Annotated in this window: 24 protein-coding genes and 1 other RNA gene; 11 read left to right on the forward strand and 14 right to left on the reverse strand. The window is 51.0% G+C overall.

Translation table 11 applies throughout. The features are described from left to right. Positions 1–21: 21 nt before the first annotated feature. Positions 22–1,311, forward strand: a complete 1,290-nt coding sequence (gene amtB / locus UC15_RS05620) for an ammonium transporter AmtB (RefSeq protein ID WP_095924964.1) — start codon at positions 22–24, stop codon at positions 1,309–1,311. Between the two features lie 151 nt (positions 1,312–1,462). Here amtB and tesB read toward each other — a convergent pair whose 3' ends face one another. Next, on the reverse strand, positions 1,463–2,329 hold the full coding sequence (gene tesB / locus UC15_RS05625) for an acyl-CoA thioesterase II (protein ID WP_112287519.1): 867 nt from the start codon (positions 2,327–2,329) through the stop codon (positions 1,463–1,465). A gap of 279 nt (positions 2,330–2,608) precedes the next feature. On the opposite strand from tesB, the gene UC15_RS05630 reads away from it, so the two are divergent. After that, positions 2,609–3,190, forward strand: a complete 582-nt coding sequence (locus UC15_RS05630) for a YbaY family lipoprotein (RefSeq protein WP_112287520.1) — start codon at positions 2,609–2,611, stop codon at positions 3,188–3,190. An 84-nt stretch (positions 3,191–3,274) separates the two neighbouring features. Here UC15_RS05630 and UC15_RS05635 read toward each other — a convergent pair whose 3' ends face one another. Further along, complete coding sequence (locus tag UC15_RS05635; RefSeq protein ID WP_112287521.1) at positions 3,275–3,583, reverse strand: MGMT family protein; 309 nt, start codon at positions 3,581–3,583, stop codon at positions 3,275–3,277. A gap of 191 nt (positions 3,584–3,774) precedes the next feature. Here UC15_RS05635 and ffs point away from each other — a divergent pair. Then, an RNA gene (ffs, locus tag UC15_RS05640) (signal recognition particle sRNA small type) lies at positions 3,775–3,871 on the forward strand. A 136-nt stretch (positions 3,872–4,007) separates the two neighbouring features. On the opposite strand, the gene UC15_RS05645 is transcribed toward ffs, so the two are convergent. Both UC15_RS05645 and UC15_RS05650 read right to left on the reverse strand, forming a co-directional pair. Then, positions 4,008–5,357: an NCS2 family permease gene (locus UC15_RS05645; protein WP_112287522.1), complete on the reverse strand. Its 1,350-nt coding sequence runs from the start codon at positions 5,355–5,357 to the stop codon at positions 4,008–4,010. An 82-nt stretch (positions 5,358–5,439) separates the two neighbouring features. Next, positions 5,440–7,221 (reverse strand): adenine deaminase, encoded by a 1,782-nt coding sequence (locus UC15_RS05650; RefSeq protein WP_112287523.1) that lies wholly within the window; start codon positions 7,219–7,221, stop codon positions 5,440–5,442. A gap of 137 nt (positions 7,222–7,358) precedes the next feature. On the opposite strand from UC15_RS05650, the gene UC15_RS05655 reads away from it, so the two are divergent. Further along, on the forward strand, positions 7,359–8,309 hold the full coding sequence (locus UC15_RS05655; protein WP_198659667.1) for a LysR family transcriptional regulator: 951 nt from the start codon (positions 7,359–7,361) through the stop codon (positions 8,307–8,309). Between the two features lie 82 nt (positions 8,310–8,391). Here the strand turns inward: UC15_RS05655 and UC15_RS05660 are convergent, their stop codons facing one another. The 3 genes from UC15_RS05660 to UC15_RS05670 all read right to left on the reverse strand — a co-directional run bounded on the left by UC15_RS05660 (position 8,392) and on the right by UC15_RS05670 (position 9,602). Continuing rightward, positions 8,392–8,595, reverse strand: a complete 204-nt coding sequence (locus UC15_RS05660; RefSeq protein WP_013576617.1) for an HHA domain-containing protein — start codon at positions 8,593–8,595, stop codon at positions 8,392–8,394. A gap of 45 nt (positions 8,596–8,640) precedes the next feature. Beyond that, a complete protein-coding gene (gene tomB, locus UC15_RS05665) occupies positions 8,641–9,009 on the reverse strand; it encodes an Hha toxicity modulator TomB (RefSeq protein WP_104923047.1) in 369 nt (122 codons plus the stop codon). 239 nt (positions 9,010–9,248) lie between these two features. Further along, a complete protein-coding gene (locus UC15_RS05670) occupies positions 9,249–9,602 on the reverse strand; it encodes a hypothetical protein (protein ID WP_112287524.1) in 354 nt (117 codons plus the stop codon). Positions 9,603–9,952: 350 nt separating this feature from the next. Between UC15_RS05670 and UC15_RS05675 the strand changes: the two genes are divergently transcribed. From UC15_RS05675 to UC15_RS05685, 3 genes are read left to right on the forward strand one after another with little or no spacing between them, the layout of a single operon-like run. Further along, on the forward strand, positions 9,953–10,714 hold the full coding sequence (locus UC15_RS05675; protein WP_112287525.1) for a metal ABC transporter ATP-binding protein: 762 nt from the start codon (positions 9,953–9,955) through the stop codon (positions 10,712–10,714). Further along, positions 10,711–11,568 (forward strand): metal ABC transporter permease, encoded by an 858-nt coding sequence (locus tag UC15_RS05680; protein WP_112287526.1) that lies wholly within the window; start codon positions 10,711–10,713, stop codon positions 11,566–11,568. The genes UC15_RS05675 and UC15_RS05680 overlap by 4 nt, the downstream gene beginning before the upstream one ends. Positions 11,569–11,611: 43 nt before the next feature. Next, the gene (locus UC15_RS05685; RefSeq protein WP_112287527.1) at positions 11,612–12,490 is read left to right on the forward strand and encodes a metal ABC transporter substrate-binding protein; all 879 of its coding nucleotides are present in this window, start codon (positions 11,612–11,614) and stop codon (positions 12,488–12,490) included. Between the two features lie 123 nt (positions 12,491–12,613). On the opposite strand, the gene ykgO is transcribed toward UC15_RS05685, so the two are convergent. The 4 genes from ykgO to UC15_RS05705 form a co-directional block, all read right to left on the reverse strand. Next, the gene (ykgO, locus tag UC15_RS05690) at positions 12,614–12,754 is read right to left on the reverse strand and encodes a type B 50S ribosomal protein L36 (protein WP_004954542.1); all 141 of its coding nucleotides are present in this window, start codon (positions 12,752–12,754) and stop codon (positions 12,614–12,616) included. A 20-nt stretch (positions 12,755–12,774) separates the two neighbouring features. Then, positions 12,775–13,029 (reverse strand): type B 50S ribosomal protein L31, encoded by a 255-nt coding sequence (locus tag UC15_RS05695; protein ID WP_112287528.1) that lies wholly within the window; start codon positions 13,027–13,029, stop codon positions 12,775–12,777. A gap of 119 nt (positions 13,030–13,148) precedes the next feature. Continuing rightward, the gene (acrB, locus tag UC15_RS05700; protein ID WP_112287529.1) at positions 13,149–16,301 is read right to left on the reverse strand and encodes a multidrug efflux RND transporter permease subunit AcrB; all 3,153 of its coding nucleotides are present in this window, start codon (positions 16,299–16,301) and stop codon (positions 13,149–13,151) included. 16 nt (positions 16,302–16,317) lie between these two features. Beyond that, positions 16,318–17,493 (reverse strand): efflux RND transporter periplasmic adaptor subunit, encoded by a 1,176-nt coding sequence (locus tag UC15_RS05705; protein WP_112287530.1) that lies wholly within the window; start codon positions 17,491–17,493, stop codon positions 16,318–16,320. Positions 17,494–17,634: 141 nt separating this feature from the next. Here UC15_RS05705 and acrR point away from each other — a divergent pair, with 141 nt between their 5' ends. Further along, entirely contained in the window at positions 17,635–18,273 is a 639-nt protein-coding gene (gene acrR / locus UC15_RS05710; RefSeq protein WP_112287531.1) for a multidrug efflux transporter transcriptional repressor AcrR, read from the forward strand. A gap of 232 nt (positions 18,274–18,505) precedes the next feature. After that, positions 18,506–21,841, forward strand: a complete 3,336-nt coding sequence (mscK, locus tag UC15_RS05715) for a mechanosensitive channel MscK (protein WP_232829821.1) — start codon at positions 18,506–18,508, stop codon at positions 21,839–21,841. Positions 21,842–21,901: 60 nt separating this feature from the next. Here mscK and rsmS read toward each other — a convergent pair whose 3' ends face one another. Next, positions 21,902–22,075: a pleiotropic regulatory protein RsmS gene (gene rsmS, locus UC15_RS05720; protein ID WP_015690305.1), complete on the reverse strand. Its 174-nt coding sequence runs from the start codon at positions 22,073–22,075 to the stop codon at positions 21,902–21,904. 95 nt (positions 22,076–22,170) lie between these two features. After that, the gene (priC, locus tag UC15_RS05725) at positions 22,171–22,707 is read right to left on the reverse strand and encodes a primosomal replication protein PriC (RefSeq protein WP_112287533.1); all 537 of its coding nucleotides are present in this window, start codon (positions 22,705–22,707) and stop codon (positions 22,171–22,173) included. A 121-nt stretch (positions 22,708–22,828) separates the two neighbouring features. Between priC and UC15_RS05730 the strand changes: the two genes are divergently transcribed. Beyond that, positions 22,829–23,197 carry a DUF454 family protein gene (locus UC15_RS05730; protein ID WP_112287534.1) on the forward strand — a complete coding sequence of 123 codons (369 nt, stop codon included), beginning with the start codon at positions 22,829–22,831 and terminating at the stop codon, positions 23,195–23,197. Between the two features lie 184 nt (positions 23,198–23,381). Then, a complete protein-coding gene (gene apt / locus UC15_RS05735) occupies positions 23,382–23,933 on the forward strand; it encodes an adenine phosphoribosyltransferase (protein ID WP_112287535.1) in 552 nt (183 codons plus the stop codon). 64 nt (positions 23,934–23,997) lie between these two features. Here the strand turns inward: apt and UC15_RS05740 are convergent, their stop codons facing one another. After that, positions 23,998–26,064 (reverse strand): alpha-amylase, encoded by a 2,067-nt coding sequence (locus tag UC15_RS05740; RefSeq protein WP_112287536.1) that lies wholly within the window; start codon positions 26,062–26,064, stop codon positions 23,998–24,000. Positions 26,065–26,334 lie beyond the last annotated feature (270 nt).

The following is a 26,334-nucleotide window of genomic DNA, read 5'->3' on the forward strand; positions in this document are numbered from 1 at the left end:
AGAAACAGGGGTGGGTTAATAATGAAAAAACTTTTATCCATGATGGGGCTGGGCGCTGTGGCATTATTGCCTTCGCTTGCCATGGCCGCGGCACCAGCCGCCGCCAACGGCGCTGATAACGCCTTTATGATGATTTGTACTGCGCTGGTATTGTTTATGACCGTACCTGGCGTAGCGTTGTTCTACGGCGGTTTACTGCGTTCCAAAAACGTTTTATCCATGCTGACTCAGGTTATTGTGACCTTCGCATTGGTCTGCGTCTTGTGGATCCTTTACGGTTACAGTCTGGCATTCAGCGAAGGTAACGCCTTCTTCGGTGGTTTCGGCAACGTAATGATGAAAGGCATTGGCCTGGATTCTGTTACCGGCACCTTCTCTCAGATGATCCATGTGGCATTCCAGTGTTCATTCGCCTGTATCACCGTGGCACTGATCGTCGGTGGTATCGCTGAACGTGTGCGTTTCTCTGCGGTGCTGATTTTCACCGTGATCTGGCTGACCTTCTCCTACATTCCAATGGCACACATGGTATGGGCGGGCGGTTTCCTGGCTGCTGATGGCGCGCTGGACTTCGCCGGCGGTACTGTTGTTCACATCAACGCCGCTATCGCGGGTCTGGTCGGTGCTTATCTGCTGGGCAAACGTGCCGGTTTCGGTAAAGAAGCGTTCAAACCTCACAATCTGCCAATGGTGTTCACTGGCGCTGCAATCCTGTATGTCGGCTGGTTCGGCTTTAACGCCGGCTCTGCAAGTGCAGCAAGTTCCATTGCCGCGCTGGCGTTCCTGAATACCGTGATTGCAACGGCTGGCGCAATCCTGTCCTGGACTCTGGTTGAGTGGATGGTTCGCGGCAAGCCTTCTCTGCTGGGCGCAAGCTCCGGCGCTATCGCAGGTCTGGTTGCCATCACTCCGGCGTGTGGTACGGTCGGCGTGGGCGGTGCGTTGATCATCGGTCTGGTCGGCGGTGTGACTGGCCTGTGGGGTGTCGTTACCCTGAAGAAATGGCTGCGCGTTGATGATACCTGTGACGTGTTCGGTGTTCACGGCGTCTGCGGTATCGTAGGTTGCCTGCTGACCGGCGTATTCACTTCCAGCTCTCTGGGCGGCGTGGGTTACGCAGAAGGCGTGACCATGGGCCATCAGGTTTGGGTTCAGTTCTTCAGCGTTTGCGTCACACTGGTGTGGTCTGGTGTTGTGGCCTTCATCGGTTACAAAGTGGCTGACATGATTGTAGGCCTGCGTGTTCCTGAAGAGCAGGAACGTGAAGGTCTGGATGTGAACAGCCACGGCGAAAACGCCTATAACCAGTAATGGCTCAGTAACAGGATTTCAGAGAAAGTAGTGCGCTAACTCTCTCATTAAGCAGTACAAAACAACAAAATAATGATGATATGCAAAAGGGGCGATAACGATATCGCCCCTTTTTAATGCACAGTTTTTGCCAACCGTGATCGGATAATGTTTATTCAGGCGTCCGCTGGCGGATCACGCCTTCCTGTACCGTAGAGGCAACCAGCACGCCATCACGGGTATAAAATTGTCCGCGTACAAAACCACGAGCGCCCGACGCAGATGTGCTTTCAACGGCGTATAGCAGCCAGTCATCCATACGGAAAGGGCGGTGGAACCACATCGAATGGTCGATGGTCGCGACCTGCATTCCCGGCTCAAGGAACCCGATACCGTGCGGTTGCAATGCAGTCGGCAGGAAATTGAAGTCCGAGGCATAACCCAGCAGATACTGATGGATGCGCAAATCATCCGGCATTTCTCCGTTAGCCCTGAACCAGACCGCGCGGTGAGGTTCTTCTACACTTCCCTTCAACGGGTTATGGAATTTCACCGGACGCATTTCAATCGGCTTGTGACCAATGAATTTTTCGCGGAATTTTTCAGGGATCAGATGCGCCAGATTTTTGGCAATATCTGATTCTGAAACCAGCGTTTCTGGTGCCGGGACATCAGGCATGGTGTTCTGATGTTCGAAGCCGGTTTCCTGGCTCTGGAACGACGCGGTCATATAAAAAATCGGTTTGCCATGCTGAACGGCTTTTACGCGTCGTGCGCTAAAACTGTTGCCGTCTCGCAGAATTTCCAAGTCATAAATGATGGGTTTGCTGCTGTCACCGGGACGCAGAAAGTAGCTATGAAAAGAGTGAATACCGCGATCGACGGGCACGGTTTGTTTGGCGGCGTACAGCGCCTGACCGACAACCTGACCACCAAAGACCTGACGCAAACCCAGATCTTCACTTTGACCACGAAACAGTCCTTCTTCGATTTTTTCCAGATCTAACAGATCCAGCAGATTTTTTAATGCCTGACTCATAGTGGCCTCATGAAAGTTACCGGTGATAGTGACCTAAGTTGTTCGGGATACCGCAGGCAGGAATGTTCTGAAATACACCTTCGCTGACAGGTCTAACCTGTTAATCATAGTGGATCTTTTGAAACCTCAGAAGTCTTGTTTTATCCTCGGGGCGGCGAACTCTGGTTTTTTGTGCCATGATTAATGGGTAAGCTGGTTTAAGTCACTAAGTTCATCGTCGGCGTTGGTTACGTTTGTTACAACTTGTCGACAATCGAATAATAAAAGGGAGAAGGATCAATGAAACTTTGGCAGATAGTAGGTGGAACCGCGCTGTCTCTGACTCTTGCCGGATGCGCACAGCATCACGAGGCTCCAGCGCAGCAACCTCCAGTGAATACCGCGGCCAGCCCGGCCACTGCACCGGCGATCACCGGCCCGAACGTATCGGGTAGCGTGTTCATTAATCAGCGTGTGGCCTTGCCGCCAGATGCGGTTCTGACCGTGACCTTGTCTGATGCTTCGGTTGCTGATGCGCCGTCGCGTGTCATCTCGCAGAAAGTCGCGAGAACCCAAGGCAAACAGTCACCGTTTACCTTTATCCTGCCGTATAACCCACAGGAAATTGCGCCTAATGCGCGTGTTCTGTTAAGTGCGGCGGTGACCATTAATGGTCAGGTAACCTTTGTTACTGACAGCATCAAAGAAGTCATCAATAACGGTCAGGGTACGCGTGCCGACCTGCAACTTGTTCCGGTCGTAGCCGTCCCTGTGGCGACTAAACCGAATGCTCTGGCGCCAATGACTAACCCGTCAAATTCGGGGCTGGGCACGGCACCGGCACCGGTAAGTGCAGTTCCGACACAGTCAGCAACGTACTAATTCGTTACTCACTTATTCGTGACTCGTGATGATTCAGCACCGCTCCGGCGGTGCTTTTTTATTTGCGTAATTATGTGCGCAGAACTACCACTTCCAGCCATACTTTTCTAAATCAACTTTACCTTTCTTAAAGATAATCCCTTCGGCCAAAAGCGCCTGACGCTGCCGTTTAAAGTCCTCACCCTGCAGGGAAATTTCACCGTGGCGATTAATCACCCGATGCCAGGGAAGCGTGCTGCCTTCGGGTAACTTTTTGAGCACACCGCCCACCTGACGTGCCGCCCGCGGAGAACCAGCCAGCTGAGCGACGTTGCCATAAGTCGTGACCTGACCCGGGGGAATGGCAGCGATTATCTGGAATACGCGCTGGCGAAAGTTATCGGGTTCTGACATGACATCCTCCTGAGTGTTTGGCAAACAGTATGACGCAAAAAATGTCCTTCTGTCCGTCCAGATTCAGGCGTATTGTTTAAGAAAACAACGGTTGTCGGCGGTTAACTTGCTTTTGCCTCGGGCATCACAGATAATGCCCACCGCTTCGATTCTTTCAGGAGAAATGAAGCCGACAACGTCAATGGGGGCCCTGTTGGTTCTCCCGCAACGCTAACTTGTTAACTCGGTCAGGTCCGGAAGGAAGCAGCCATAGCAGGTGTCGTGTGTGCCGGGATGTAGCTGGCAGGGCCTCCACCAATTTCAGGCCTTCCCGTTTTATCAATCCCCATATTTTTCCGATTCATTACTCCCTCTTAGCCAAACTGCGCCCATAAAAAAGGGCACATTATCCGCGCCCTGGTTTGCTGATTGTTTACTGGTTTTTTTAGTGATGAACCAGCGTCGCAAAGTAATACACCAGCGGGATGGCGAGTATATACAGTCCCAAAGGCACTTCGCGCACCTTACCGGCCACCACTTTAATGATGATGTAAAACAGCAGGCCACCGGCAATCCCGGTACCGAAGCTGTTGGAAATCAGGGTAATCATCACCATCATCAGCACCGGCAGTGCATCAGTGAAGTTAGCCAAATCGACCTTGCGCAGATTACTGAACATGTTCAGGCCAATCAGGATCAGCGCAGGTGCGGTCGCTTCTTTCGGGATCATCAGCGCAACCGGTGTGAACAATAGCATCAGCAGGAACATCACTGCGGCAGACAGCGCCGTCAGGCCTGTTTTCCCCCCCGCTTCTGCAGCAGCAGACGATTCTATCAGCGCGGTTGCGGCTGGGATCCCCACTATCGGGCCGAGCGCTGCGGCAACAGAGTCCACCATGAATGGACGGTTGATGTGCTTCATATTGCCATGTTCATCAAGCAACCCGGCTTCTCCGCCTACCGCCAGCGTTGTGCCCATCGTTGAGAAGAATTCTGATGCAAAGAAGATGAACAGGAAAGGCAGGAAAGCGATATTAATCGCGCCGATCAAATCGACTTTGCCCAACAGCGGAGCCACTGAGTGGGGCAGGGAGATCCATTGCTCCGGCAGATGCGCCACACCAAACGGAATACCGGCCACGGTCGCCAGTAAAATAGCCCAGAGAATTGCTCCAGGTACTTTGCGCGCCTGCAATCCCACGGCAAGCAGCAAACCGAGCAGCGCAATCAGCGCACCCGGCGCGGTGAAATCGCCTAACGCCAGTGCATGTGTCCTGGCATTAGCCATCACCAGTCCGGCGTTACGAAAACCGAGCAGGGCAACGAAAATACCAATCGAAGCCGTCAGACCGAGTTTGATGGACTGCGGCACAGAACGTGTGACGACTTCCCGTAGACCAAAAACAGTCATCACGAAGAATAAAATACCCGACCAGCAGGCTATCCCTAATGCGATGGGCCAGCTGATGCCGTCACCGGCCAGCGTGACGCCGACCAGCACGGAACCGCCGATGCCGGGGCCGACCATAAACGGCAGATTAGCGTAGAACGCCATCAATAATGAGCCCAGCACAAATACCAGGATCACGCCGGTTGTCGCCGCGCCTTTGTCCATCCCGCTCACCGCCAGCAAACCGGGGATCACCACCAGCAAATAAGCAGCGGCGAGGAATCCGGTGATCCCTGCCAGACATTCGGTTTTCACCCGGGTCTGGCGCTGATGTAAATGAAAGCGTCGCTGCAACCAGCTTTCCTGCGTTGAGGTTGCTACGTTTTTCACAGAACTTTCAGACATGCTTAAATCCCCCTGACAATAATTTTTATAATGTTGTGTTTGCTATCATTTCTGCTCCGGCGTGGCACCGGGCATTTCAGATTTATTCCGGCCAGATTTCCAGAACCGGGTCGACGATTTCACGCAGTCCGCCGTCAGTGAGGCCTAAGTCAGTCAGATGCGGCCCGGCATTACACGCCAGACATGTGCCTTCGATGGCTTTGAAAACGCGATAAGGGGGTTCCCAGTCGGCTATCTGTGCGCTGAGTTCACGCAGATTTTTGAATTGTTCGGCCAGTTGTTCCGCAGGCAATTCAGAGAGCATTCCGGCAATGGGCATATCCACTTTTGCCAGCAATGTGCCGTTTTGGCTGAGTGCCATTCCGCCGCCGCTGGAGATGAGCTGATTCGCCGCCACAACCATATCTGCGGGGGAACGTCCCAGTACCACCAGATTATGTGAATCGTGCGAGTAGGAGGTGGCAATCGCTCCGCGCAGTTCTCCCCAGCCTTCCAGTAATGCCATTTTGGGGGTGGCGTCGTGCCGCCCGTGGCGGTGCTGTACCCAAATCAGGCTGAAGCCTTCCGGGAGTTGTACCACGCCGTCTTTGACGTCAACGGTCACTTCGCTCCACTGTGTAAAGCGTGCGCCTTTGATATTACGCAGGCGGGCTTTGCCGTTTGTCAGCTCCGGAATTTTCATGCAGAAGTCGTCAGCAGTAAGTGCGCTGAGCCGCATTGTGTCAAGAGGAGGTGTCACACCACTGGCCGCCGCTGGCGTGAAGAGAAGTTTGCTCTCTTTTGCCACACAATTTCCGGCCACGTATACGGCGTGCGGATGCAGATTTTCCAGTGAATCAAACGCGATGATATCTGCCGTACGGCCTGGTGCAATCAGCCCTAAATCTGAACGTTGCATGCGTATAGCGGCGTTGAAAGTCGCCATACGCAATACATCTTCGGCACGTAACCTGTGTGAAATTAGCAACTTGACTAACGCAATCAGCCCGCCTTTTTCCAGCAGATGATCGGGCGGAACATCATCAGTACACAGCGTAATCTGTGAGGAAAGATGTGGCAGCGCCAGCAACGCAGCAGTGATCTCCGGCAGAAGATAAGGATGAGAACCGCGGATTTGCAGCGTCAGACCAGCGCGCAGTTTTTCCAGTGCATCTTGCGCAGAAGTCAGTTCGTGATCAGAGGTGACGCCAGCCGCCAGATAGGCTTGCAACTGTTCATCTTTCAGCCCGCGGGCATGGCCTTCGATCAGTTTGCCGCTGTTTAAACCGGCCTCGAGAATTTCCAGCATCCGCCCGCTGCCATTAATCACGCCGTGCATATCCATGACTTCGGCAACCCCGGCGACTTCTGGCCAGCTCAGCATGGTTTGCATTTCCTGACCGTGAAAGTCAGCGCCGGACATTTCTAAACCGGGAGTGGAAGGTACGCTGGAAGGGGCTGCGCAAATCACCCGCAGAGGTAAATTACGGCTCGACTCAACGGCATATTGCACACCGGCGACACCCAGCACATTTGCCAGTTCGTGCGGATCCCAGAACACGGTGGTCGTTCCCTGAGCAACGACAATTCCGGCGTATTTTTCCGGCGAAAGGTGAGAGCTTTCGATATGCACATGGGTGTCGATAAGTCCCGGCGAAAGATAGCGACCGGTTAAGTCATCGACATTTTCTGCCTGAGAGAATTTTCCACGCGGATGGACGCTGGCAATCATATTGCCGGTGATCCCGACATCGGCTTCGCGAATCTCTCCCGTCACCATATCGATAACGTTTGCGTTGATAAGCAGACGATCAAAAGGAATTTTCCCTAACGCAGCCTGAACCGCGCGCTGGCGCAGGGGTAACGGAGCAATGTTTTCGGTCATGTCAGTATCCGGATTTACAAAGTGATTGGGCTAATGTAGGGAGAGGGAATGCCTTTGCACAGATGAATTATTTTATCCGTTTATAAGATGCGGTTATGCTGAGCAAACGTTTTCTATTTTTAGCGGGATCCCTGACCATCATGTCTGAACCCTGGCGCCGGTTGCCTGCGCTCTCCCTCAAGCAAATTCAATACTTTGTAACGCTGGCGCAGTTACGCAGTTTCACCGACACGGCGAACCGTCTGGCGATCAGTCAGCCAGCTTTAAGCAGCGCACTGCGGCAAATTGAATCAGTACTGGGGGGGAAATTATTAAACCGCACCGCTCAGGGAGTCAGCCTGACCGAACAGGGCGAAGCTGTTTTACCTTATGCAGAAAGGCTACTGAATACAGCGCATAGTGCCTTCGATGATATGCAACAAATCATGCGGCAGGGGGGGGATGGAACTTTACGTATCGGATTGGTCCCTTCAGTCAGTACGTTGTTATTCCCGGCCGTTCCGCAGTTATTATCGGAATATTTCCCTGATATGCGTGTGGAATTTCATGACCTGACAAACGATGCATTATTACTGGAACTGGAGAACGGATCTGTGGATTTTGGTATTGGTGCGACCGACAGCACGGTGCCTGATTCTGTAGCAATATATCCGCTGCTGGAAGATCCTTTCGTGGCAGTTATCCGGCGTGATGATCCGTTATCAGAAGGGCATAATATCCCCTGGAAACAACTGGCTAAAAGGGATATTGCTTTGTTTTCAAAAGGAAATGTCACCAGGCTGGTGAGCTCATTAATTGAAAGTCACAGGCTGAATTTGCGGGTGAGTTATCGCGTGGATTTTCAGGAGACGTTATATGGTTTAGTTCGTTCGCGTCTGGCTCTGGCGATATTGCCAGAATTATATACAGCAACACTTAATGATGATGAATTAACAGTGGTTCATCTACAGCAACCGACATTAAGTCGTACAGTGGCGATGATGCGTAAGCCAGCGCCTCTGCGCTCGCCTGTAACAGAACAATGTTTCAAGTTTCTTTTACAAACATTCCACCGGCAGATCAAAGAGAAAGCAGAAAGAAATATCTGAAGAAATAGTTAAAAATTGCTTAAGTTATATTGTATGAAATATGAGCGTCAGGCCGAAAGGTATTTCGACCTGACTCTGTCTGTCAGCGTACAAATTTCCAGACTGATACCGGGATTTTATCGTACAGCTTGTTCATCGTTAGCTCCGCTAAACGATGATCAGCTGCTGAGTAAAACAATTCCAGCTCGTCGTCGGACAGTTCATACTTATTCTTTTCAATGACACGTTCAAGTGTATCAATAGTGGTGCATTTTCTTAAACGCATCAAATAGTCGATTTTGTTCATCTTAGCCTTTTCATTTTTATCTGATGACTGCATATAAATTATTACTCAAGTCTTCATTAGGGTACAGATGTAGTCCCCTGAGAACATTCTGAATAATCGCTTCTTGGTCTTTTGCCATTGGCGTAAATCAGAATCGTTAATTCCATAATTGCTGAACAGGGTGTAGGTATCATCCAGATACTCTTCAACCAGATCACTTAAATGGGTATCGTCCGGATACTTAATTTTAAAGCTCATCACAAAGGATGCAATGTGCTCAATCAGTTCGTTGAGTTGCAGGTTAACAGCAGAAGTAGGGTCGTTGACCCAACCGTGGTGACTGTCACCCAGTGTCGCGATGCCTTCATCATACAACATTTCATTCAGGTAGCGTAACTGAGCGATATCGTGCCGCTTAGGCGAGTACTCATCCATATCATCCCCTCCGTAATGGTTTATTCGGTGTTGATAACACTCTGTGAGTAAACAACAAAACTTGATGGCTTACAGAAAACGGCTCTCACTACTAACGCTATGAACAGATGACGCTATGAACTGACTTATACATCAAAGACAATCGCAGTCTTTGAGATGAACTTTCTCGGGCTTATTACACAACATATAATTTAAATATAATTCATTTTGAGAAAGCTGCGCAAACGTATTACTCAAACTTACAATTCTTCAGCCGTTGAACCTTTGAACAAACCAATAATATCAAACTCCAGACCTGCCGGCTTTACAAGGAATGTGACACTTTGCGTCGTGAACTCTTGTGCATTAATGTCCAGACAACCGTTGAAAATCGACCATCTGAACTGGTAATTCATCGAATAACAATTTTCGCCAATTGCAACGATTGACACGATTTGCAAAGAATTTGGTTCATAACGTGCATTTTCTGAGAAGTAAGTTAAATCGCCAATTAATGACTCTTCAATTTCAGATAAATAACGTTCAATAATCTGCAGCAAATCTGAAGGAGTCAGATTTTCCCCATTAATAGGGTAGGGGATAAATTTTTTCACCGGTTTTCGCCTTTGAACTCCATACCTTTCTATTATTGCATACTTTTATCAGGATGTGTTTTGAGCAGAGAAAAAAATTTCCAGTGTGGAAAAACATAACTTTCTGATTGTAATGACAATTAGTTTCTGTTCATCAATTTTTACCCTTTTCTAACAATTTTGCCTGGCCCTGGGTGTGCATTCCCCGTTCCGAAAGGACATCTGGTAAAAAATCGAAACAGTTCACGTGTTGATACAAAACCGAGCATGTGATGTTATATTGTAACGAATGGAGGGGCTATGACCAAAACACTCTTTACACTTTCTTCGCCAGTACGCTGTCTCGCCGTGCTGGCTGTACTGGCTATTTTATGGGCCGCAATTTACTGGGCAATATCGCTACCATGATTTTTGTTAATAATGTTGAAGTCGGCTATGACCGCCGGGCGGTTGCGATGCCGGTCAGCGGGCAATTTCTTTCGGGCTCACTGACGGCGGTTATCGGGGCTAACGGGGCGGGTAAATCCACTTTCCTCAAAACGCTGGCTGGCCTTCAGCAGGCGGTTGCGGGCAATATTACCTTCACCGGCGGAAAACGTCCGCGTCTGGCCTATTTACCGCAGCAGGCGGAATTGGATCGCGGTTTTCCGATCAGCGTATTCGACCTGGTCGCCATGGGGTGCTGGCCGCAAAGCGGACTTTTTGGCGGCATAAATCAGCAGTCAGCCACCGCAGTAACTCAGGCGCTTGAGACGGTCGGGATGACTGAAATGTCGCATTTGCCCGTAGGTTCGCTTTCCGGTGGTCAGCTGCAACGTACTTTATTCGCGCGTTTACTGGTGCAACAGGCGCCTCTCATCATGCTTGATGAACCTTTTACCGGCATCGATACCCAGACAACGGAACTGCTGCTCAAGGTGATTGCGCAGTGGCATCAGGAAGGCAAAACCGTCATTGCGGTTTTACATGATATCTCAATGGTTGCCCGGCATTTTCCTCATGTGCTTTACCTCAGCGCGCAACAGAATCGGTGGGGAACGGCGCACGACGTATTGGGTCACTTCCCGCATCAGGCGCATGCCTGTATTTCGACCGAACCTTTTTCTCTCGTGGCGGGAGTTGCCAATTCATGATGCTTTTTCATTTACTGGCCGATCCCTTTATTGAGTTTGGTTTCATGCGCCGCGCGTTAATTGCCTGTATCGCATTATCCATCAGCGCCACGCCTCTGGGCGTTTTCCTGCTATTACGCCGGATGAGTCTGGTGGGAGACGCACTTTCCCACGCCGTATTACCGGGTGCCGCTATCGGTTATCTGATTTCAGGAATGTCGCTGGTCGCCATGGGAATTGGCGGTTTTATTGCAGGACTTGCAGTGGCGATGCTGTCAGGCCTGGTGAGCCGCCGCACACAATTAAAGGAAGATGCCAGTTTTGCCGGTTTCTATCTGGGATCGCTCGCGCTGGGTGTGACGCTGGTTTCCCTGCGCGGTTCCAGTGTTGATCTGCTACACGTTCTTTTTGGCTCCATTCTCGCTATCGATTCCTCAGCAATGATTATGGTCGGCATTATTACCAGTGTGTCATTGCTGGTGCTGGCCTGTATTTATCGCGCCCTGGTCATAGAATCCTTCGATTCACTGTTTTTACGGGTCAGCGCAGGGAAATGGCTGGCGGCGATACATGGGATTTTCCTGGCGCTGGTCGTTGTGAACCTGGTTGCCGGCTTCCAGATCCTCGGCACGCTGATGTCTGTCGGTTTGATGATGTTACCCGCGGCCAGCGCACGTTTCTGGGCGCAGGATTTACCCCATACCTTGCTGAGCGCCATGATTATCGGTGTGATCGCCAGTATCGTCGGGCTTATCTGGTCTTATTATGCTTCGCTGCCCGCAGGCCCGGCTATCGTCCTCAGCGCGACGGTGATCTTCTTTATTTCAGTTTTATTTGGAAAGCGGGGCGGGATGTTAACGGCTTCGCGAACTTAAGCAGCAGTAAGTTAATAAGCAGTACCACAATTAAGGGGACATGATGAAAGTACTACCTGTATCACTCGCAGCAGCTGCCCTGTTGTCGAGCCCGCTGGCTATGGCGAAAACCGTGGATGCGGTGGCCAGTTTTTCTATTCTCGGGGATATCGTTCAGGAAGTGGGCGGCGAGCACGTTAAAGTGACGACGCTAGTCGGACCTGACGGTGATCCGCACAGCTTTGAGCCTTCGCCGAAAGACAGTAAGGCGATTAACGCGTCTGATGTCGTTTTCGTCAGTGGCTTAGGTCTGGAGGGGTGGATCGACCGTCTGGTGACGGCTTCCGGTTATAAAGGTCATGTGGTGACGGCATCTGAAGGCGTTAATTCCCGTAAAATGGAAGAAGACGGCAAACAAATTACCGATCCGCACGCCTGGAACAGCATGGCTAACGGCGTGATTTATGCGACCAATGTGATGAATGCGCTGATCAAAGCCGATCCGGAAGATGCTGACTATTTCCGCCAGCGCGGAACCGCCTATATTGAGCAGTTACAGAAGCTTGATGCGTGGGCCAAAACTGAATTCACCGGCATTCCTCAGTCAAAACGTAAAGTGCTGACCAGTCATGATGCTTTCGGTTATTTTGGTCAGGAATACCATGTCAGCTTTATGGCACCAGTCGGCTTTTCTACCGAAGCGGAGGCCAGCGCCAGCGGTGTCGCATCGCTGATTAAGCAGATCAAAGAGGAGAAGGTGAAAACGTACTTCATCGAAAATCAGACCGATCCGCGTCTGGTGAAACAAATTGCTGCGGCGAGCGGCGCGCAACCTGGTGGTGAGCTGTATCCTGAAGCACTTTCAGGCCCGCAAGGCCCGGCCACGACGTATATCAAAGCGTTTAAGCATAACGTTGAGACGATCGTTGCCAGCATGAAATAAGATTTCCCCTCCTCACGGTTTCGCTGTGAGGAGGTTTTACATCATGTCTTAACATAAGAAAAAGCCCCGTCGGGCAAGCGGCGGGGCTTTTATATTTTATGGGCGTAATGGAAAGGCGCAGTGTTAACGCTTTTTCTTTCTGCCCTGAACGGCTTTAAAACGCGGATTGCTTTTACAGATCACATAAATCCGGCCTTTACGGCGAACCACGCGACAATCCGGATGACGATTTTTTGCCGAACGTAATGAACTCAGAACCTGCATAACAATTTCCCTGATGTTGTTTACTTTTTACCGAGGAAGCTGCCGAAGCGTTGATTGAATCGCGCGGTGCTGCCTTCTTTTGAATACTCTTTCTGCTTACCGGTGTAATACGGATGGGAAGCGGAAGAAACTTCAATCGTGATGTAAGGGTAGGTTGCCCCTTCCAGTTCAATGGTGCGGTCTGTCGAGATGGTTGAGCCGACCTTGAAGTATTCATTAGCACTGGTGTCGTGGAAAACCACGGTGCGATACGCAGGATGGATAGCGGGTTTCATAATGCCTCAGATTGTTATGTTATACTATAACAATAAGTATGCACCCATCTGTTTTCCGGTTCAAGACTCAGGCGAAAAAAAAGGCCGCATAAGCGGCCTTTCGTCAGTATGAGGATCCGTTACAGCGTCGGATGCTCTGTTTTGTGCGTATGTTCGATATCCTCGTTCTTCTTACCAAAGCGGCGACGAACCACTACGAAGAAGACCGGAACAAAGAAGATCGCCAGCAGCGTTGCTGTAATCATCCCGCCCATTACGCCGGTACCTACGGCGTTCTGAGAACCGGAACCTGCACCGGAGCTGATTACCAGCGGCATTACACCGAGGATAAATGCCAGTGAGGTCATCAGAATCGGACGAAGACGCATACGAACCGCTTCAAGTGTGGATTCGATCAGACCCTTACCTTCTTTGTCCATCAGGTCTTTGGCGAACTCAACAATCAATATGGCGTTCTTCGCGGACAGCCCGATGGTGGTCAGCAGGCCTACCTGGAAGTAAACGTCGTTACTGAGTCCGCGCATCGTGGCTGCCAGAAGCGCACCCACAACCCCGAGCGGAACCACCAGCATAACCGAGAACGGTATTGACCAGCTTTCGTACAACGCTGCCAGACACAGGAATACGACAATCAGGGAGATAGCGTACAAGGCCGGAGCCTGGTTCCCTGACAAGCGTTCCTGATAGGACAGACCGGTCCAGTCATAGCCGATACCGCTTGGAAGTTTGGAAGCCAGAGACTCCATCATCTCCATTGCAGCACCCGAACTTTTGCCCGGAGCTGGCTGACCCAGAATTTCCATGGATGGCAGACCGTTGTAACGTTCCAGACGTGGTGAACCGTATTCCCATTTCGCACTGGAGAATGCGGAGAACGGCACCATCTGGCCAGCACTGCCACGGACATACAAGTTATTGATGTCTGACGGCAACATACGGTATTTATTTTCAGCCTGAACGTACACTTTCTTCACGCGACCACGGTCGATGAAGTCGTTGACGTAGCTACCACCAATCGAAGCACCGAGAGTAGTGTTGATGTCGGAAATTGAAACGCCAAGTGCCGTTGCCTTTTCCTGATCAATTTCGATTTTGAACTGTGGTGTATCTTCCAGACCGTTTGGACGAACCTGAGTCAGCAAGTCCGGATGTTGAGCAACCATGCCCAGCAACTGGTTACGTGCCTGTGTCAGTTTGTCATGTCCAAGGTTAGCCTGGTCAATCAACTGGAAGTCGAAGCCTGTCGCTGTACCCAACTCAACAATCGCTGGCAAGTTGAACGGGAACACCAGTGCATCTTTAATGGTGCTGAATGCGCCCATCGCACGGCCTGCAATGGCAGGAACTTTATTCTCCGCGCCGCTACGCTCAGACCAGTCTTTCAGACTGATAAACGCAATACCGGTGTTCTGACCACGACCAGCAAAGCCAAAACCGTTGACCGTAAACACGGACTTCACGTTAGCTTTTTCTTTCGTCAGATAGTAATCGCTGACTTCGTCCAGCACTTTCTGTGTACGTTCCTGGGTTGCACCTGCTGGCAATTGCGCCATGGTCAGGAATACACCCTGGTCTTCTTCCGGCAGGAAGGAGGTTGGCAGGCGGATAAACAGGAATGCCATGCCGACAACGATCAGCAGATAAATCACCAGATAACGACCGGTGCTGCGCAGAATATTGCCTACGCTGTCGGTGTAGTGGTGCGTGCTTTGGTCGAATTTCTTGTTAAACCAGCCGAAGAAACCTTTCTTCTCGTGATGCTCACCTTTGGCAACCGGCTTGAGCATGGTCGCACAAAGCGCAGGTGTCAGGATCATCGCCACCAGAACCGACAGCACCATGGCCGAAACGATGGTGATGGAGAACTGACGGTAGATAACACCGGTAGAACCACCGAAGAAGGCCATCGGGATGAATACTGCGGACAGCACCATCGCGATCCCCACCAATGCACCCTGGATCTGCTCCATGGATTTTTTGGTGGCCTCTTTCGGAGGCAGGCCTTCTTCGACCATGACGCGCTCGACGTTCTCGACGACGACGATGGCGTCATCGACGAGCAGGCCTATCGCGAGCACCATCCCGAACATTGTCAGGGTGTTTATCGAATAGCCAAACGCTGCCAGAATTGCAAAGGTACCGAGCAGAACCACCGGAACCGCAATGGTCGGGATAAGCGTTGCGCGGAAGTTTTGCAGGAACAAGAACATGACCAGGAATACCAGGACGATGGCCTCGAACAGCGTTTTACCTACTTCTTTAATCGAGATTTTTACGAACGGCGTGGTGTCGTACGGGTAAACAATTTCTAAGCCAGCCGGGAAGAATGGCTCAAGCTTAGTCAGTGTGGCTTTTACAGACGCCGCGGTATTCAGGGCGTTCGCACCCGTTGCCAGTTTGATACCCAAGCCTGACGCAGGTTGTCCGTTGAAACGGGCAATAACGTCGTAGTTTTCACCACCGAGTTCGATTTTAGCCACATCTTTCAGGCGAACCTGAGAACCATCCTGATTTACTTTCAGAATGATTTTGCCGAATTCATCCGGTGACTTCAGACGGGTCTGCGCCACGATAGATGAGTTCAATTGCTGGCCCGGAACCGGTGGTGTACCACCGAGCTGACCTGCTGCGATCTGATTGTTCTGTACTTTGATGGCGTTGATGACATCTACCGGCGTCAGCTGGAAGTTGTTCAGTTTGTTCGGATCCATCCAGATACGCATCGCGTACTGAGCACCAAACAGCTGAACGTCACCTACACCCGCAGTACGGCTGATAGGATCCTTGATGTTGGAACCGACGTAGTCGGCGATATCATCCTGGGTCATTGAACCGTTATTGGAAATAAAGCCCGCTACCATCAGGAAGCTGCTGCTCGATTTCTCAACCGAAATACCCTGTTGCTGAACTTCCTGCGGCAGCAATGGTGTTGCCAGCTGCAGTTTGTTCTGAACCTGTACCTGCGCGATATCCGCGTCAGTACCGGAAGCGAAGGTCAGGGTAATCTGAACAGTACCTGATGAATCACTGGTCGACGACATGTACATCATGTTGTCGATACCGTTCATGTTCTGTTCGATAACCTGAGTAACGGTATCCTGTACGGTCTGCGCATCCGCACCCGGATAAGTTGCGGTCAGCTGGATAGCCGGTGGCGCAACGGTTGGATACTGTGCGATTGGCAATTTAAGTATTGCCAATCCCCCTGCCAACATGATGATGATCGCAATTACCCATGCAAAGATGGGACGATCTATAAAAAACTTAGCCATGAATTACCGGCTCCTATTAAGACTTCGTCGCTGTAGCGGGTGCTGCTGCGTTTTGATCGACTTCCTGTGCAGTAACCTGTACGCCTGGCTTAATTTTTTGCAGACCTGTCACGATAACTTTATCGCCACTTTTCAGGCCGTCTGTCACGACCCATTTGTCGCCAATTGCCTGCGTTGTGGTCACTGTACGAATTTCAACTTTATTGTCCGCACCAATCACCATCGCTGTGGCATCACCACGTGGGTTACGGGTAATACCTTGCTGAGGAACCAGCAGAGCGTTGTCGTTTACGCCTTCATCCAGACGTGCGCGCACAAACATACCTGGCAGCAGGGCGTCATTTGGATTAGGGAAGATGGCACGCAAAGTAATGGAACCGGTTGTTTCATCAACAGTCACATCAGAGAATTCTAATGTACCCGCCTGTGAATATTCTTTACCGTTATCCAACAGCAGCTTGACTTGTGCTTTGCCGTTAACTTGCTTGAGTGAGCCATCTGCCAGTTCCTGCTTCAGACGCAGGAAATCGTTGCTCGATTGAGTGACGTCAACGTAGATAGGATCAAGTTGCTGAACAGTTGCCAGTGCATTGGTCTGGCCGGTTGAAACCAGCGCACCTTCAGTTACCGACGAAATACCGATACGTCCGCTAATAGGGGAGGTGACCTTGGTATAAGCCAGATTGATACGCGCATTTTCAACGGCTGCTTTGGCGCTGACAACAGCGGCGTCAGCCTGAGCGGCAGTGGCCACAGCAGTATCGTAATCTTGCTTACTGATGTAGTTAGTGCCAAGCAGAGGTTTATAACGAGTTACGGTCAGACGGGAAATCTGTGCATTCGCCTGAGCTTTTACCAGATCGCCTTTAGCGCTGTTATACGCGGCCTGATAAGTGGCTGGATCAATCTGATATAACGAAGTCCCGGCTTTAATTTCGCTGCCTTCAACGAAATTGCGTTTAAGAATAATGCCGCCAACCTGCGGACGTACCTCAGCGATGCGAAAAGCAGCAGTACGACCAGGAAGTTCGGTAGTCACATTCAACGGTTCAGTTTTGAGAGTAACGACCCCAACCTGCGGAGCATGAGGTGCACCTTGTTGAGCTTCTTTATCGTTACATCCTGTAAGTGCTAAGCTTCCGGATAGCATCAGAACTACCGCCAGAGGCGTTAACCCTCTGTTTTTGTTCATAAATAAACCTCAAGTGTCCGATTTCAAATTGTCCAATGGATCACAACATTCCAAATCCATTGCTGCGCTTTTAGTATGTGCGTGCTATGTTACATACATTCAAGAATGTATGTAAATCAAACTCCCCTTAAAGATAAACCTATGGCACGAAAAACCAAATCACAGGCGCTGGAAACCAGACAACAGATTCTGGATGCTGCTGTGCGTGAGTTTTCTGCCCGCGGGGTATCGTCGACATCACTGACTGATATTGCGAATGCAGCCGGTGTGACGCGGGGCGCAATTTATTGGCATTTCAGGAACAAAGTGGAGCTGTTTAATGCGATTTGGGAAGCTTATGAATCCCGCATAAAAGTGCTTGAAGTAGAGTATCAGACAAAGTATCCGAATAATCCACTGCGTATTTTACGCGAAATCTTAATTTACATTCTGGTCGCCACTGTCACCGATAGCCAACGTAAAGCATTGATGGAGATTATATTCCATAAATGTGAATTTGTTGGGGAGATGACGTCAGTTCACGAAGCGCGCAAAGCGTTATACATGGAAGGTTACGGTAAAATCGAGCGTATTCTCGTGCGCTGTATAGAAGAAAAGCAGCTCCCGGTTGATCTTGATACCCGCCAGGCCGCCATTATTCTTCGTGCTTATCTCACAGGGTTGATGGAAAACTGGTTATTTATTCCTGAAAGCTTTGATTTAGAAGGGAATGCCGGGCGATTCGTGGATACGTATATAGACATGTTGTGCCATTCGTCCTTTCTCACTGCGGTAAAATAACCCCTCAATACTTTCGTGTTAATTAGTAAGCCTGCAAATTTATATCCCGTTTTGTTTATAAAATACACACTCTGATGTTGTATTCAGAAACGCTTTTCTCCTTCCTTTCATCGCCAACGCTGCTATTGTCATCTCCATATTATTCATTCAGTAAATGAGTTGACGCTGACGTATGTGTATCCGGTTTTTGGCCGCCCCTTCTGACGTAATGCTTTCCCTGAAAAAAAGGGGAATGACAGGTTTTTTCACGTTTGTGATATGCGTTGCATTGCTTTTTGTCTCTTTTTCCGGTCATGCGGCAGGTAATGATATTCCCGGCAGGAATGAAGTTCAGAACCAGCTGGATGCATTAAATCGCCAGAAGAACCTGACGCCGGTTGATAAGCTTTCGCAACAGGATCTGATCCACACGCTGGAATATCTTGATGCGCTGGAAAGAGTGAAGCAGGAAGCAAATCAGCTGCAAAAACAGGTCGCCGACGCACCGCAAAAGCTGCGGGTCGCCATGGACGGTCTGGATCAGATCAAAAACAATCCGAAAGATGATGTGAATAAAGCTCAGCTTTCCGCGCTGTCGCTGCGTCAGCTGGAAAACCGTCTTAATGACACACTCGACGATTTGCAGTCCTCGCAGGAAGATTTATCGACTTTTAACACGCAGCTGATTTCCCTGCAAACTCAGCCTGAGCGCGTCCAGAACGCGATGTACTCCTATTCGCTGGCGATTCAGAAAATCCGTAATCAGCTCAACGGCATGTCGCCCGGTCAGCAGGATTTACGTAACACGCAACAAAACATGCTGGTCACGCAACAGGCTTTACTTGCGGCGCAGATTGACCTGCAACGTAAGAGCCTCGAAGCCAATACCACGTTGCAGGATTTACTGCAAAAACAACGTGATTACACCAACGCGCACATCAATCAGCTTGAACACACCGCGCAGTTATTGCAGGAAGTGGTCAACGGCAAACGGTTGATTTTGTCCGAGCGGACAGCGAAAGAAGCCCAAACGCCGGACGATGCTTCGAATATCCAAAATGACCCGCTAGTGGCGCAGGAACTGGGAATTAACCGCCAGCTCAGCGAACGTCTGATTGCCGCAACCGAGGAAGGCAACCAGCTGGTTCAGAAAAATATTACAGTGAAAAACTGGCTGGATCGTTCGGCGCAGGCTGAGCATGACCTTAAAGAGCAAATTACGGTGCTGAAAGGCAGCTTATTATTGTCGCGCATTTTGTATCAGCAGCAGCAAAATACTATCCCGCCTTCCGGTCTGATGACCGATATGAGCACGCGGATTGCTGATTTGCGGCTTGAGCAGTTCAAAATTAATCAGCAGCGTGATGCCTTATTTCAGGGCGACAGTTACATTCAGGGGGTGGTGACCAACAGCAAAGAGACGATTAATGACGATATCAGCGATGCGCTGGAACAGATTGTTGATATGCGCCGAGAACTGCTTGATCAACTGAATAAGCAACTGGGTAATCAGCTGTCGCTCGCCATCAATTTGCAGATTAACCAGCAACAATTGCTGAGCATCAACCAGTCACTGACCGAAACGCTGACTCAGCAGATTTTCTGGGTGAGCAGTAACAAGCCGATGAACTGGGAGTTCATCAAATCATTGCCGGGCGATGTCAAAAGTCAACTTAGCGACCTGCATGTGAGTATTCCACCGGGCGAACTGATGCTGGGTGCGTTACATTCCCTGCCGGTGACCATCCCGTTATTAATCGTTATTTTGCTGCTGTTATGGCGCAGGAAATACATTGATCAGCGGATTGATATGTTGAGTGATGATGTCGGACAACTCAAGCGCGACAGCCAGCTGCACACGCCGCAGGCGCTGTTATTGATGGTTCTGAATGTTTTACCCGGCGTGTTACTGATGCTGGGCGTCGGCTACTGGCTTTCGCAATGTGATATCGAACCGAGCGACTTTTTATGGACGCTGGCGCAGCGGCTGGCAGTGTTCCAGCTGGTCATGGGCTTTTGTTATCGCATTCTTAAACCCGGTGGGATCAACGAGCGGCACTTTACTACACCTGCGGCCACTTGCGCGCATTATCGTCGTTCCGTCATTCGTTTGAGCCTGGTGATGTTGCCGCTGATTTTCTGGTCCGTGCGCGGCGAGAAAGCACCGCTCGGTCTGGTGGATGACATCATCGGGCAGGTGGTGATTTTCCTGACGCTGCTGGCGTTGACGGTTCTCGTATTCCCGATCGCACGCGATGGCTGGCGTGAAAAAGATTCTCACAGCATTCGTCTGGTGGTGGTCACGGCGATTGCGATTGCGCCGGCTTTCCTGGTCGGGCTGGTGGTCACCGGATATTTTTACACCACGCTGCGTCTGGCGGGCCGCTGGATTGACAGTCTTTACCTGCTGATTTTCTGGAACATTATTTATCTCACCGCGCTCAGGGGATTAAGTGTTGCAGCACGGCGTCTGGCGTATCGTCGTGCGCTGGCCCGCCGTCAGACAAACCTGGCGAAAGAAGGCGCGGAAGGTAATGAGCCGGTTGAAGAACCGCAAATTGGTCTGGATCAGATTAACCAGCAATCGCTGCGCCTGACCACCATGGGGCTGTTCTTCATCTTCGCGACAGTCTTCTACTGGATTTGGTCTGACTTGTTGACGGTGATTTCCTATCTCGACAGCATAACGTTATGGCATTACTCCAGCACGGTGGCGGGTGCGGTCACTCAGCAAACCGTGACGCTGGGTAATATGCTGCTCGGTTTTCTGGCGGTGATCGTGGCGTATGTTCTGACTCGAAACCTGCCGGGCCTGCTGGAAGTGGTGGTGCTGTCGCGGCTGCAATTGCGGCAGGGGACGTCGTACGCCATTACCACCATCCTGACGTATTCGATCACGGTGATCGGGGCGATCACGGCGCTCGGTTCTCTCGGGGTTTCGTGGGATAAATTGCAATGGCTGGTGGCGGCGCTGTCGGTCGGGCTGGGCTTTGGTTTGCAAGAAATTTTTGCGAACTTTGTTTCAGGTCTGATTATCCTGTTCGAACGCCCGGTACGTATTGGCGACACTGTGACCATCGGAGCATTTTCCGGCACGGTCAGTCGTATCCGTATCCGCGCAACTACCATTATCGATTTTGACCGTAAAGAAGTGATCATTCCTAACAAAGCCTTTGTGACGGAACGGCTGATCAACTGGTCACTGAGCGATACCGTCACCCGCGTGCTGATCAAAATTGGTGTGGCGTACGGTTCTGATCTGGATAAAGTGAAAGAGATCTTGTTGCAGGCGGCGCATGAAAACGCCCGTGTGATGAGCGACCCTGCACCGCTGGTCTTCTTCCTTAATTTTGGTGCCAGCACGCTCGATCACGAACTGCGTGTTTATGTTCGTGAACTGGGTGACCGCAGTTATACCGTCGATGAACTTAACCGCAGTATTGATAAACTGTGCCGCGAGAACGACATTAATATCGCCTTCAATCAGCTGGAAGTGTATCTGCACAATCAGGACGGCAGCGAGATTCAGGAAGTTAAGCGCGTGTTGAGACAACCGGGTGATGAACCGGATGCGTTGCCTCAGGGCTAATGGGAAGCGGGCAATTCAGGGGAATGCGAAAGGTTCCCCTGATACAGTCAGCCGGACGGCTTAAAGGTAACTAATTGACAGCGTGCTTTTGCTGTTTTTCAGCTTTTCCTGATAATCGCGTTGTACGATTTCCAGTGCTGCGAGAGCGGTTTCCGGTGCAATTTCGTTGCACTCAAGCAGGTAAATCAGATCAACAGCAAGCTGAAGTTCGGGAGGCGCATTTTCTACGGACATATTGGCCAACATTATTATTAGCAGGTTTTGGACTTACCATTATAGATAAGAAAATGGCGGGTCTGAACGCCGGATTAAAAAAATGTGATAAAGATTCAAAAACCTTTTTCCTGCCGCTCGATTTGCCTCTCAATTTTGGCCAGCGCCTGACGACAGCGCATTAAACGTCCTTCCAGCGCAGCCAGTTCCTTTTGCACGCGTTGCTGATCGCTGAACGTGGCGAGTTGTCCCAGCGTAGTTTCCCGGTCTTCAATCATGGCAATCAGACGACGCTCGAACTGCTGAGTTTCCGCGAGTTTGGTATAATTATCATGACTTTTTCGCTCCGGCGTCTGGTGCGTTTTACGCAGTGTTTGCGTAGCGAGTTCGCGCTGCATGGCGGTGATTTGTGCCACCAGTCGCTCGGCAATAAACGCCACCTGCGCGGAACGTTTCTCAACCACTTCCTGATTCAGTTGCTGTAAATTCATCTTAATTTCTGCCAGATAATCGCGCAGACGGGTGCCTTTGGTTGAGAAAAGGGCGATATCAAACCGGGCCTGCGAAGCGGAAACATGGCCGATGGGTTCGATTTCCCGCGCCAGAGTTTCTATTTGCTGATCAAGGACATGTAAAATTCGTTCAGTGCTCACAGGTTATCTCCATTAATGACGCTCATAGCTTACCTGCAACCGGCGGTTATGACACCTTCGTTGCACTTGTATAAACTGGGGGCTTAATTTCTGGCAATTTGTGCGAATCAAAAGGAACTGCATGAAGCGCATATTACTGATTATGGTCGGCTGGCTGTGTGTGGTACTGGCAACGCTGGGCGTTGTGCTGCCGCTGTTGCCCACCACGCCGTTTTTACTGCTGGCCGCCTGGTGTTTTGCCCGTTCGTCTCCACGCTTTCATCACTGGCTGCTGCACCGTTCCTGGTTTGGCAGCTATTTACGTCACTGGCAGGCGCATCGCGCGCTGCCGAAAGGGGCGAAGCCAAAAGCCGTTGCGCTGATTGTGACGACATTCGCGATTTCGATCTATTTTGTGCCTTTATTGTGGGTGCGTATTTTATTGGTTTGCATGATGTTAGCGTTACTGATCATGATGTGGCGATTACCAGTGGTTGACCTTGAGCAATAAAACAGGCGATCATGTCCGGCTGCGGGTTGCTTTTTAAAGCAGCTTTGCATAGATTTGGGCATCTCGTACGTCGGTGCGCTCCCAATTTCCTTCCTTGAACGACATGCTTTAAAAGGGCATGACGGGGGACATTTGACCGCCCGCGTTTAAGTATGAACAGCAGCTTTATCAGGCAATTAACATTATGACCGCTACCGCACAGCAGCTACAGTTTATTAAAGACAGTATCAAGACCATCCCTGACTATCCGAAGCCAGGCATACTGTTCCGTGACGTCACCAGCTTGCTGGAAGACCCAAAAGCTTACGCTGCAAGCATTCAGTTACTGGCCGATCGTTACCGCGATGCCGGCGTCACCAAAGTGGTGGGCACCGAAGCACGTGGTTTCCTGTTTGGCGCGCCGGTTGCGCTGGCTTTGGGCGTGGGTTTTGTTCCCGTGCGTAAACCGGGCAAATTACCGCGTGAGACCATCAGCGAAACTTACGATCTGGAATACGGCACTGACAGTCTTGAAATCCACACGGATGCCATTCTGCCGGGTGAGAAGATCCTGGTGATCGACGACTTGCTGGCAACGGGTGGCACCATTGAAGCTACCGCGAAACTGATCCGCCGTCTGGGTGGGGAAGTGACGGATGCTGCATTTATCATCAATCTGCCGGAACTGGGCGGTGAAAAACGCCTGAACGATGCTAATATCACCTGCTACAGCCTGGTGTGTTTCGACGGGCACTGATTTAAATTTTGCAGTGTGATGTAAAAAGGCCTCGCCGTTAACGCGAGGCCTTTTGCTTTCTGCGCTACTCTTTCCCGCTTTCTCCCGTCCAGACTACCATCACCTTATCGTCACCATGCTGACGGCTGAAGGCGTAATATTCTGCTGTCTGCTGTGATTTCTGCACACCTGCACCGACCGCCGGATGTTGTTCCCGGAATTTCCCCAGTTTTTGCCAGTGCTTCAGCAACGCCTGTTTTGCACCGTTTAGCTCATTCCAGTTCATGTCTGATCGCGTTCCCTGTAAAGGATCTGAACCCGTCGGGCCGAACTGACGACCGCTTTCGTCGCCGTAATAGATCTGCACCGCGCCCGGTGCCAGCAGTAATAAATCCGCCGCGCGTTGTTGCAGGGGAACTGACCCTTTGGCATCGTCAGTGAAAAATAACCGGGTATCGTGTGATGAGAGATAACTCAGCACATTGAAATCCTGCATTTCCTCCGCCATCTGCTGATAGGTGGCATCGATATTTGCAAAACAATTCAGCGCCGCCGCTGCCTGATCCTGAAAATCAAAGTTGATCATCGCGTCGAAGCCATTATCGTAATAATCACTTTTCATTACGCCGTGACCCCAGGCTTCACCGGTCATCCAGAACGGCGCGTCATCCAGCGCCTGTGAAGGATTGGCGGCTTTCCACTGTTTCAGTGCTTCGGCAGAACGCGCTTTCAGCAACGCCAGCGTCGGTTTTTCCACGTGTTTCGCGGTATCGACGCGAAAACCGTCAATGCCGTAATCGCGTACCCACTGACTGAGCCACGTCACCAGATAATCGCCGGGCGCAGCGCCGGGGATTTCGCGGGCGGCGGTATCAGGTTTGTGACGATAGAAAAAGGGCAGGCCGCTGGCTTGTGTGGATCCGGTTTTGATATCCGGCAGGAACGCCAGCGACATGGTCAGGTCGTCATAACCGGGCGGGTCATAATCGCCAATATCGGTGCGGATCCATTTTTTGCCCCACCAGGTGCTCCAGCCGTCTTTGTCGCTGAAATTGATGTAATCATTAAAACTGTGCCAGTTCTGGCCGGGGCCGGGTTTCCAGTCGGTCCAGTTTTTGCCCAGCGTCTTTTCGATTTCATCGCCTTTGAGATACAGCGAGCCAAAATGGAACGTTTGCATATCCGCCAGCGTGGCGTAACCGGTGTGATTGACCACCACGTCAAAGAGAATGCGGATCCCGCGTCTGTGCGCCTCGCTGATCAGCTTTTGTAACTCTTCGCCGGTGCCCATATTGGCATCGAGTTTTGTCCAGTCGAGCGTGTAATAGCCATGATAGGCATAATGCGGGAAATCACCTTTGGTGCCGCCACCGACCCAGCCGTGGATCTGCTCCAGCGGCGAACTGATCCACAATGCGTTCACGCCCAGTTGTTGCAGATAATCCAGCTTGCTGGTCAGTCCGGCCAGATCGCCACCATGGAAGGTGCCGATTTCCTGCATTCCGTCACTGTGACGGCCATAGCTGTGATCGTTATCCGGATTGCCATTTTCGAATCTGTCGGTCAGCACGAAATAGACTGTGGCGTTTTGCCAGCTGAAAGTGGCGGGAGTTTTACGCACCGCAGATTCCAGCAACAGCAGGCCGCCGCTGGCCGGATCGGGCGTCATCGTGATGTGACCATTAGCGACCACTGCACTCTGGCCGGAATAAAAATCACGCACTGTTTCGCCATCGCTGAAGGTACCGGATACCTCCACAGTCAGTGGTTTGCCATCCCAACGCGGACAGGTTTTTGTCACGGCGGCGACGGCTTCCTGCGCCGTTTTCAGGCTCAGCTGAAGCGTGGGCGTGCCGCTGCGGGTATCAATGCGTACCTGATAATCGCCCGTGCGAAACTGTTTCCAGTTTACCGGCGGATGACTTTCACAGGGTTGCAGCGACAGCATCTCGTTAAGCTTTACCGCGCCCGAAGGTTGCCAGCACTGATTATCCTGATGCAATTCCAGTGCGCGCTGTCCTTTGGGTAACGTGGCATCGCTGGTGAATATTCCGCTGACCGGCTCGGCAAACGCAGGAAAACCTTCCAGCGCCCAGCTGGCCTGTGCGGCGGGGGAAAAGAGCAGTAATAAAGGCAATGTCAGGTATTTCATGGCTCTCCTTACGCGGGGCAGGAAGCATTATCAGAACAGAGGTGAATTCAGTGTAATCAGTGCGCAAAATTTGCCCTCATCCCCTTGTGCGAATTGTCAGGAGGAGGACGACGGTGGAGAAACTGCGGCGCGGTACGCAAAAAGTAAAGTAATAGGAATGATGGCGACCCTGCTGGTACACTAAGAAGTGGCAGTCTGGCGCGGGCATCATTATGCTTAGCCTTTAGTCGCCGGTTCGCCGACCCGCGCAGAAAATCGGGTTAAACGATG

Origin of the sequence: Rahnella sp. AN3-3W3 (assembly GCF_003263545.1) — a bacterium.
Classification (GTDB): Bacteria; Pseudomonadota; Gammaproteobacteria; order Enterobacterales; family Enterobacteriaceae; genus Rahnella; species Rahnella variigena.

Coding starts and splice junctions, on each gene's coding strand:
- acrR (WP_112287531.1), top strand. CDS start 17,635: ATGGCACGAAAAACCAAATCACAGGCGCTGGAAACCAGACAACAGATT.
- apt (WP_112287535.1), top strand. CDS start 23,382: ATGACCGCTACCGCACAGCAGCTACAGTTTATTAAAGACAGTATCAAG.
- UC15_RS05635 (WP_112287521.1), bottom strand. CDS start 3,583: ATGTCAGAACCCGATAACTTTCGCCAGCGCGTATTCCAGATAATCGCT.
- UC15_RS05685 (WP_112287527.1), top strand. CDS start 11,612: ATGAAAGTACTACCTGTATCACTCGCAGCAGCTGCCCTGTTGTCGAGC.
- mscK (WP_232829821.1), top strand. CDS start 18,506: ATGACAGGTTTTTTCACGTTTGTGATATGCGTTGCATTGCTTTTTGTC.
- UC15_RS05695 (WP_112287528.1), bottom strand. CDS start 13,029: ATGAAACCCGCTATCCATCCTGCGTATCGCACCGTGGTTTTCCACGAC.
- UC15_RS05740 (WP_112287536.1), bottom strand. CDS start 26,064: ATGAAATACCTGACATTGCCTTTATTACTGCTCTTTTCCCCCGCCGCA.
- rsmS (WP_015690305.1), bottom strand. CDS start 22,075: ATGTCCGTAGAAAATGCGCCTCCCGAACTTCAGCTTGCTGTTGATCTG.
- ykgO (WP_004954542.1), bottom strand. CDS start 12,754: ATGCAGGTTCTGAGTTCATTACGTTCGGCAAAAAATCGTCATCCGGAT.
- amtB (WP_095924964.1), top strand. CDS start 22: ATGAAAAAACTTTTATCCATGATGGGGCTGGGCGCTGTGGCATTATTG.
- UC15_RS05650 (WP_112287523.1), bottom strand. CDS start 7,221: ATGACCGAAAACATTGCTCCGTTACCCCTGCGCCAGCGCGCGGTTCAG.
- UC15_RS05675 (WP_112287525.1), top strand. CDS start 9,953: ATGGGCCGCAATTTACTGGGCAATATCGCTACCATGATTTTTGTTAAT.
- UC15_RS05630 (WP_112287520.1), top strand. CDS start 2,609: ATGAAACTTTGGCAGATAGTAGGTGGAACCGCGCTGTCTCTGACTCTT.
- UC15_RS05660 (WP_013576617.1), bottom strand. CDS start 8,595: ATGAACAAAATCGACTATTTGATGCGTTTAAGAAAATGCACCACTATT.
- tomB (WP_104923047.1), bottom strand. CDS start 9,009: ATGGATGAGTACTCGCCTAAGCGGCACGATATCGCTCAGTTACGCTAC.
- UC15_RS05730 (WP_112287534.1), top strand. CDS start 22,829: ATGAAGCGCATATTACTGATTATGGTCGGCTGGCTGTGTGTGGTACTG.
- tesB (WP_112287519.1), bottom strand. CDS start 2,329: ATGAGTCAGGCATTAAAAAATCTGCTGGATCTGTTAGATCTGGAAAAA.
- acrB (WP_112287529.1), bottom strand. CDS start 16,301: ATGGCTAAGTTTTTTATAGATCGTCCCATCTTTGCATGGGTAATTGCG.
- UC15_RS05645 (WP_112287522.1), bottom strand. CDS start 5,357: ATGTCTGAAAGTTCTGTGAAAAACGTAGCAACCTCAACGCAGGAAAGC.
- UC15_RS05680 (WP_112287526.1), top strand. CDS start 10,711: ATGATGCTTTTTCATTTACTGGCCGATCCCTTTATTGAGTTTGGTTTC.
- UC15_RS05705 (WP_112287530.1), bottom strand. CDS start 17,493: ATGAACAAAAACAGAGGGTTAACGCCTCTGGCGGTAGTTCTGATGCTA.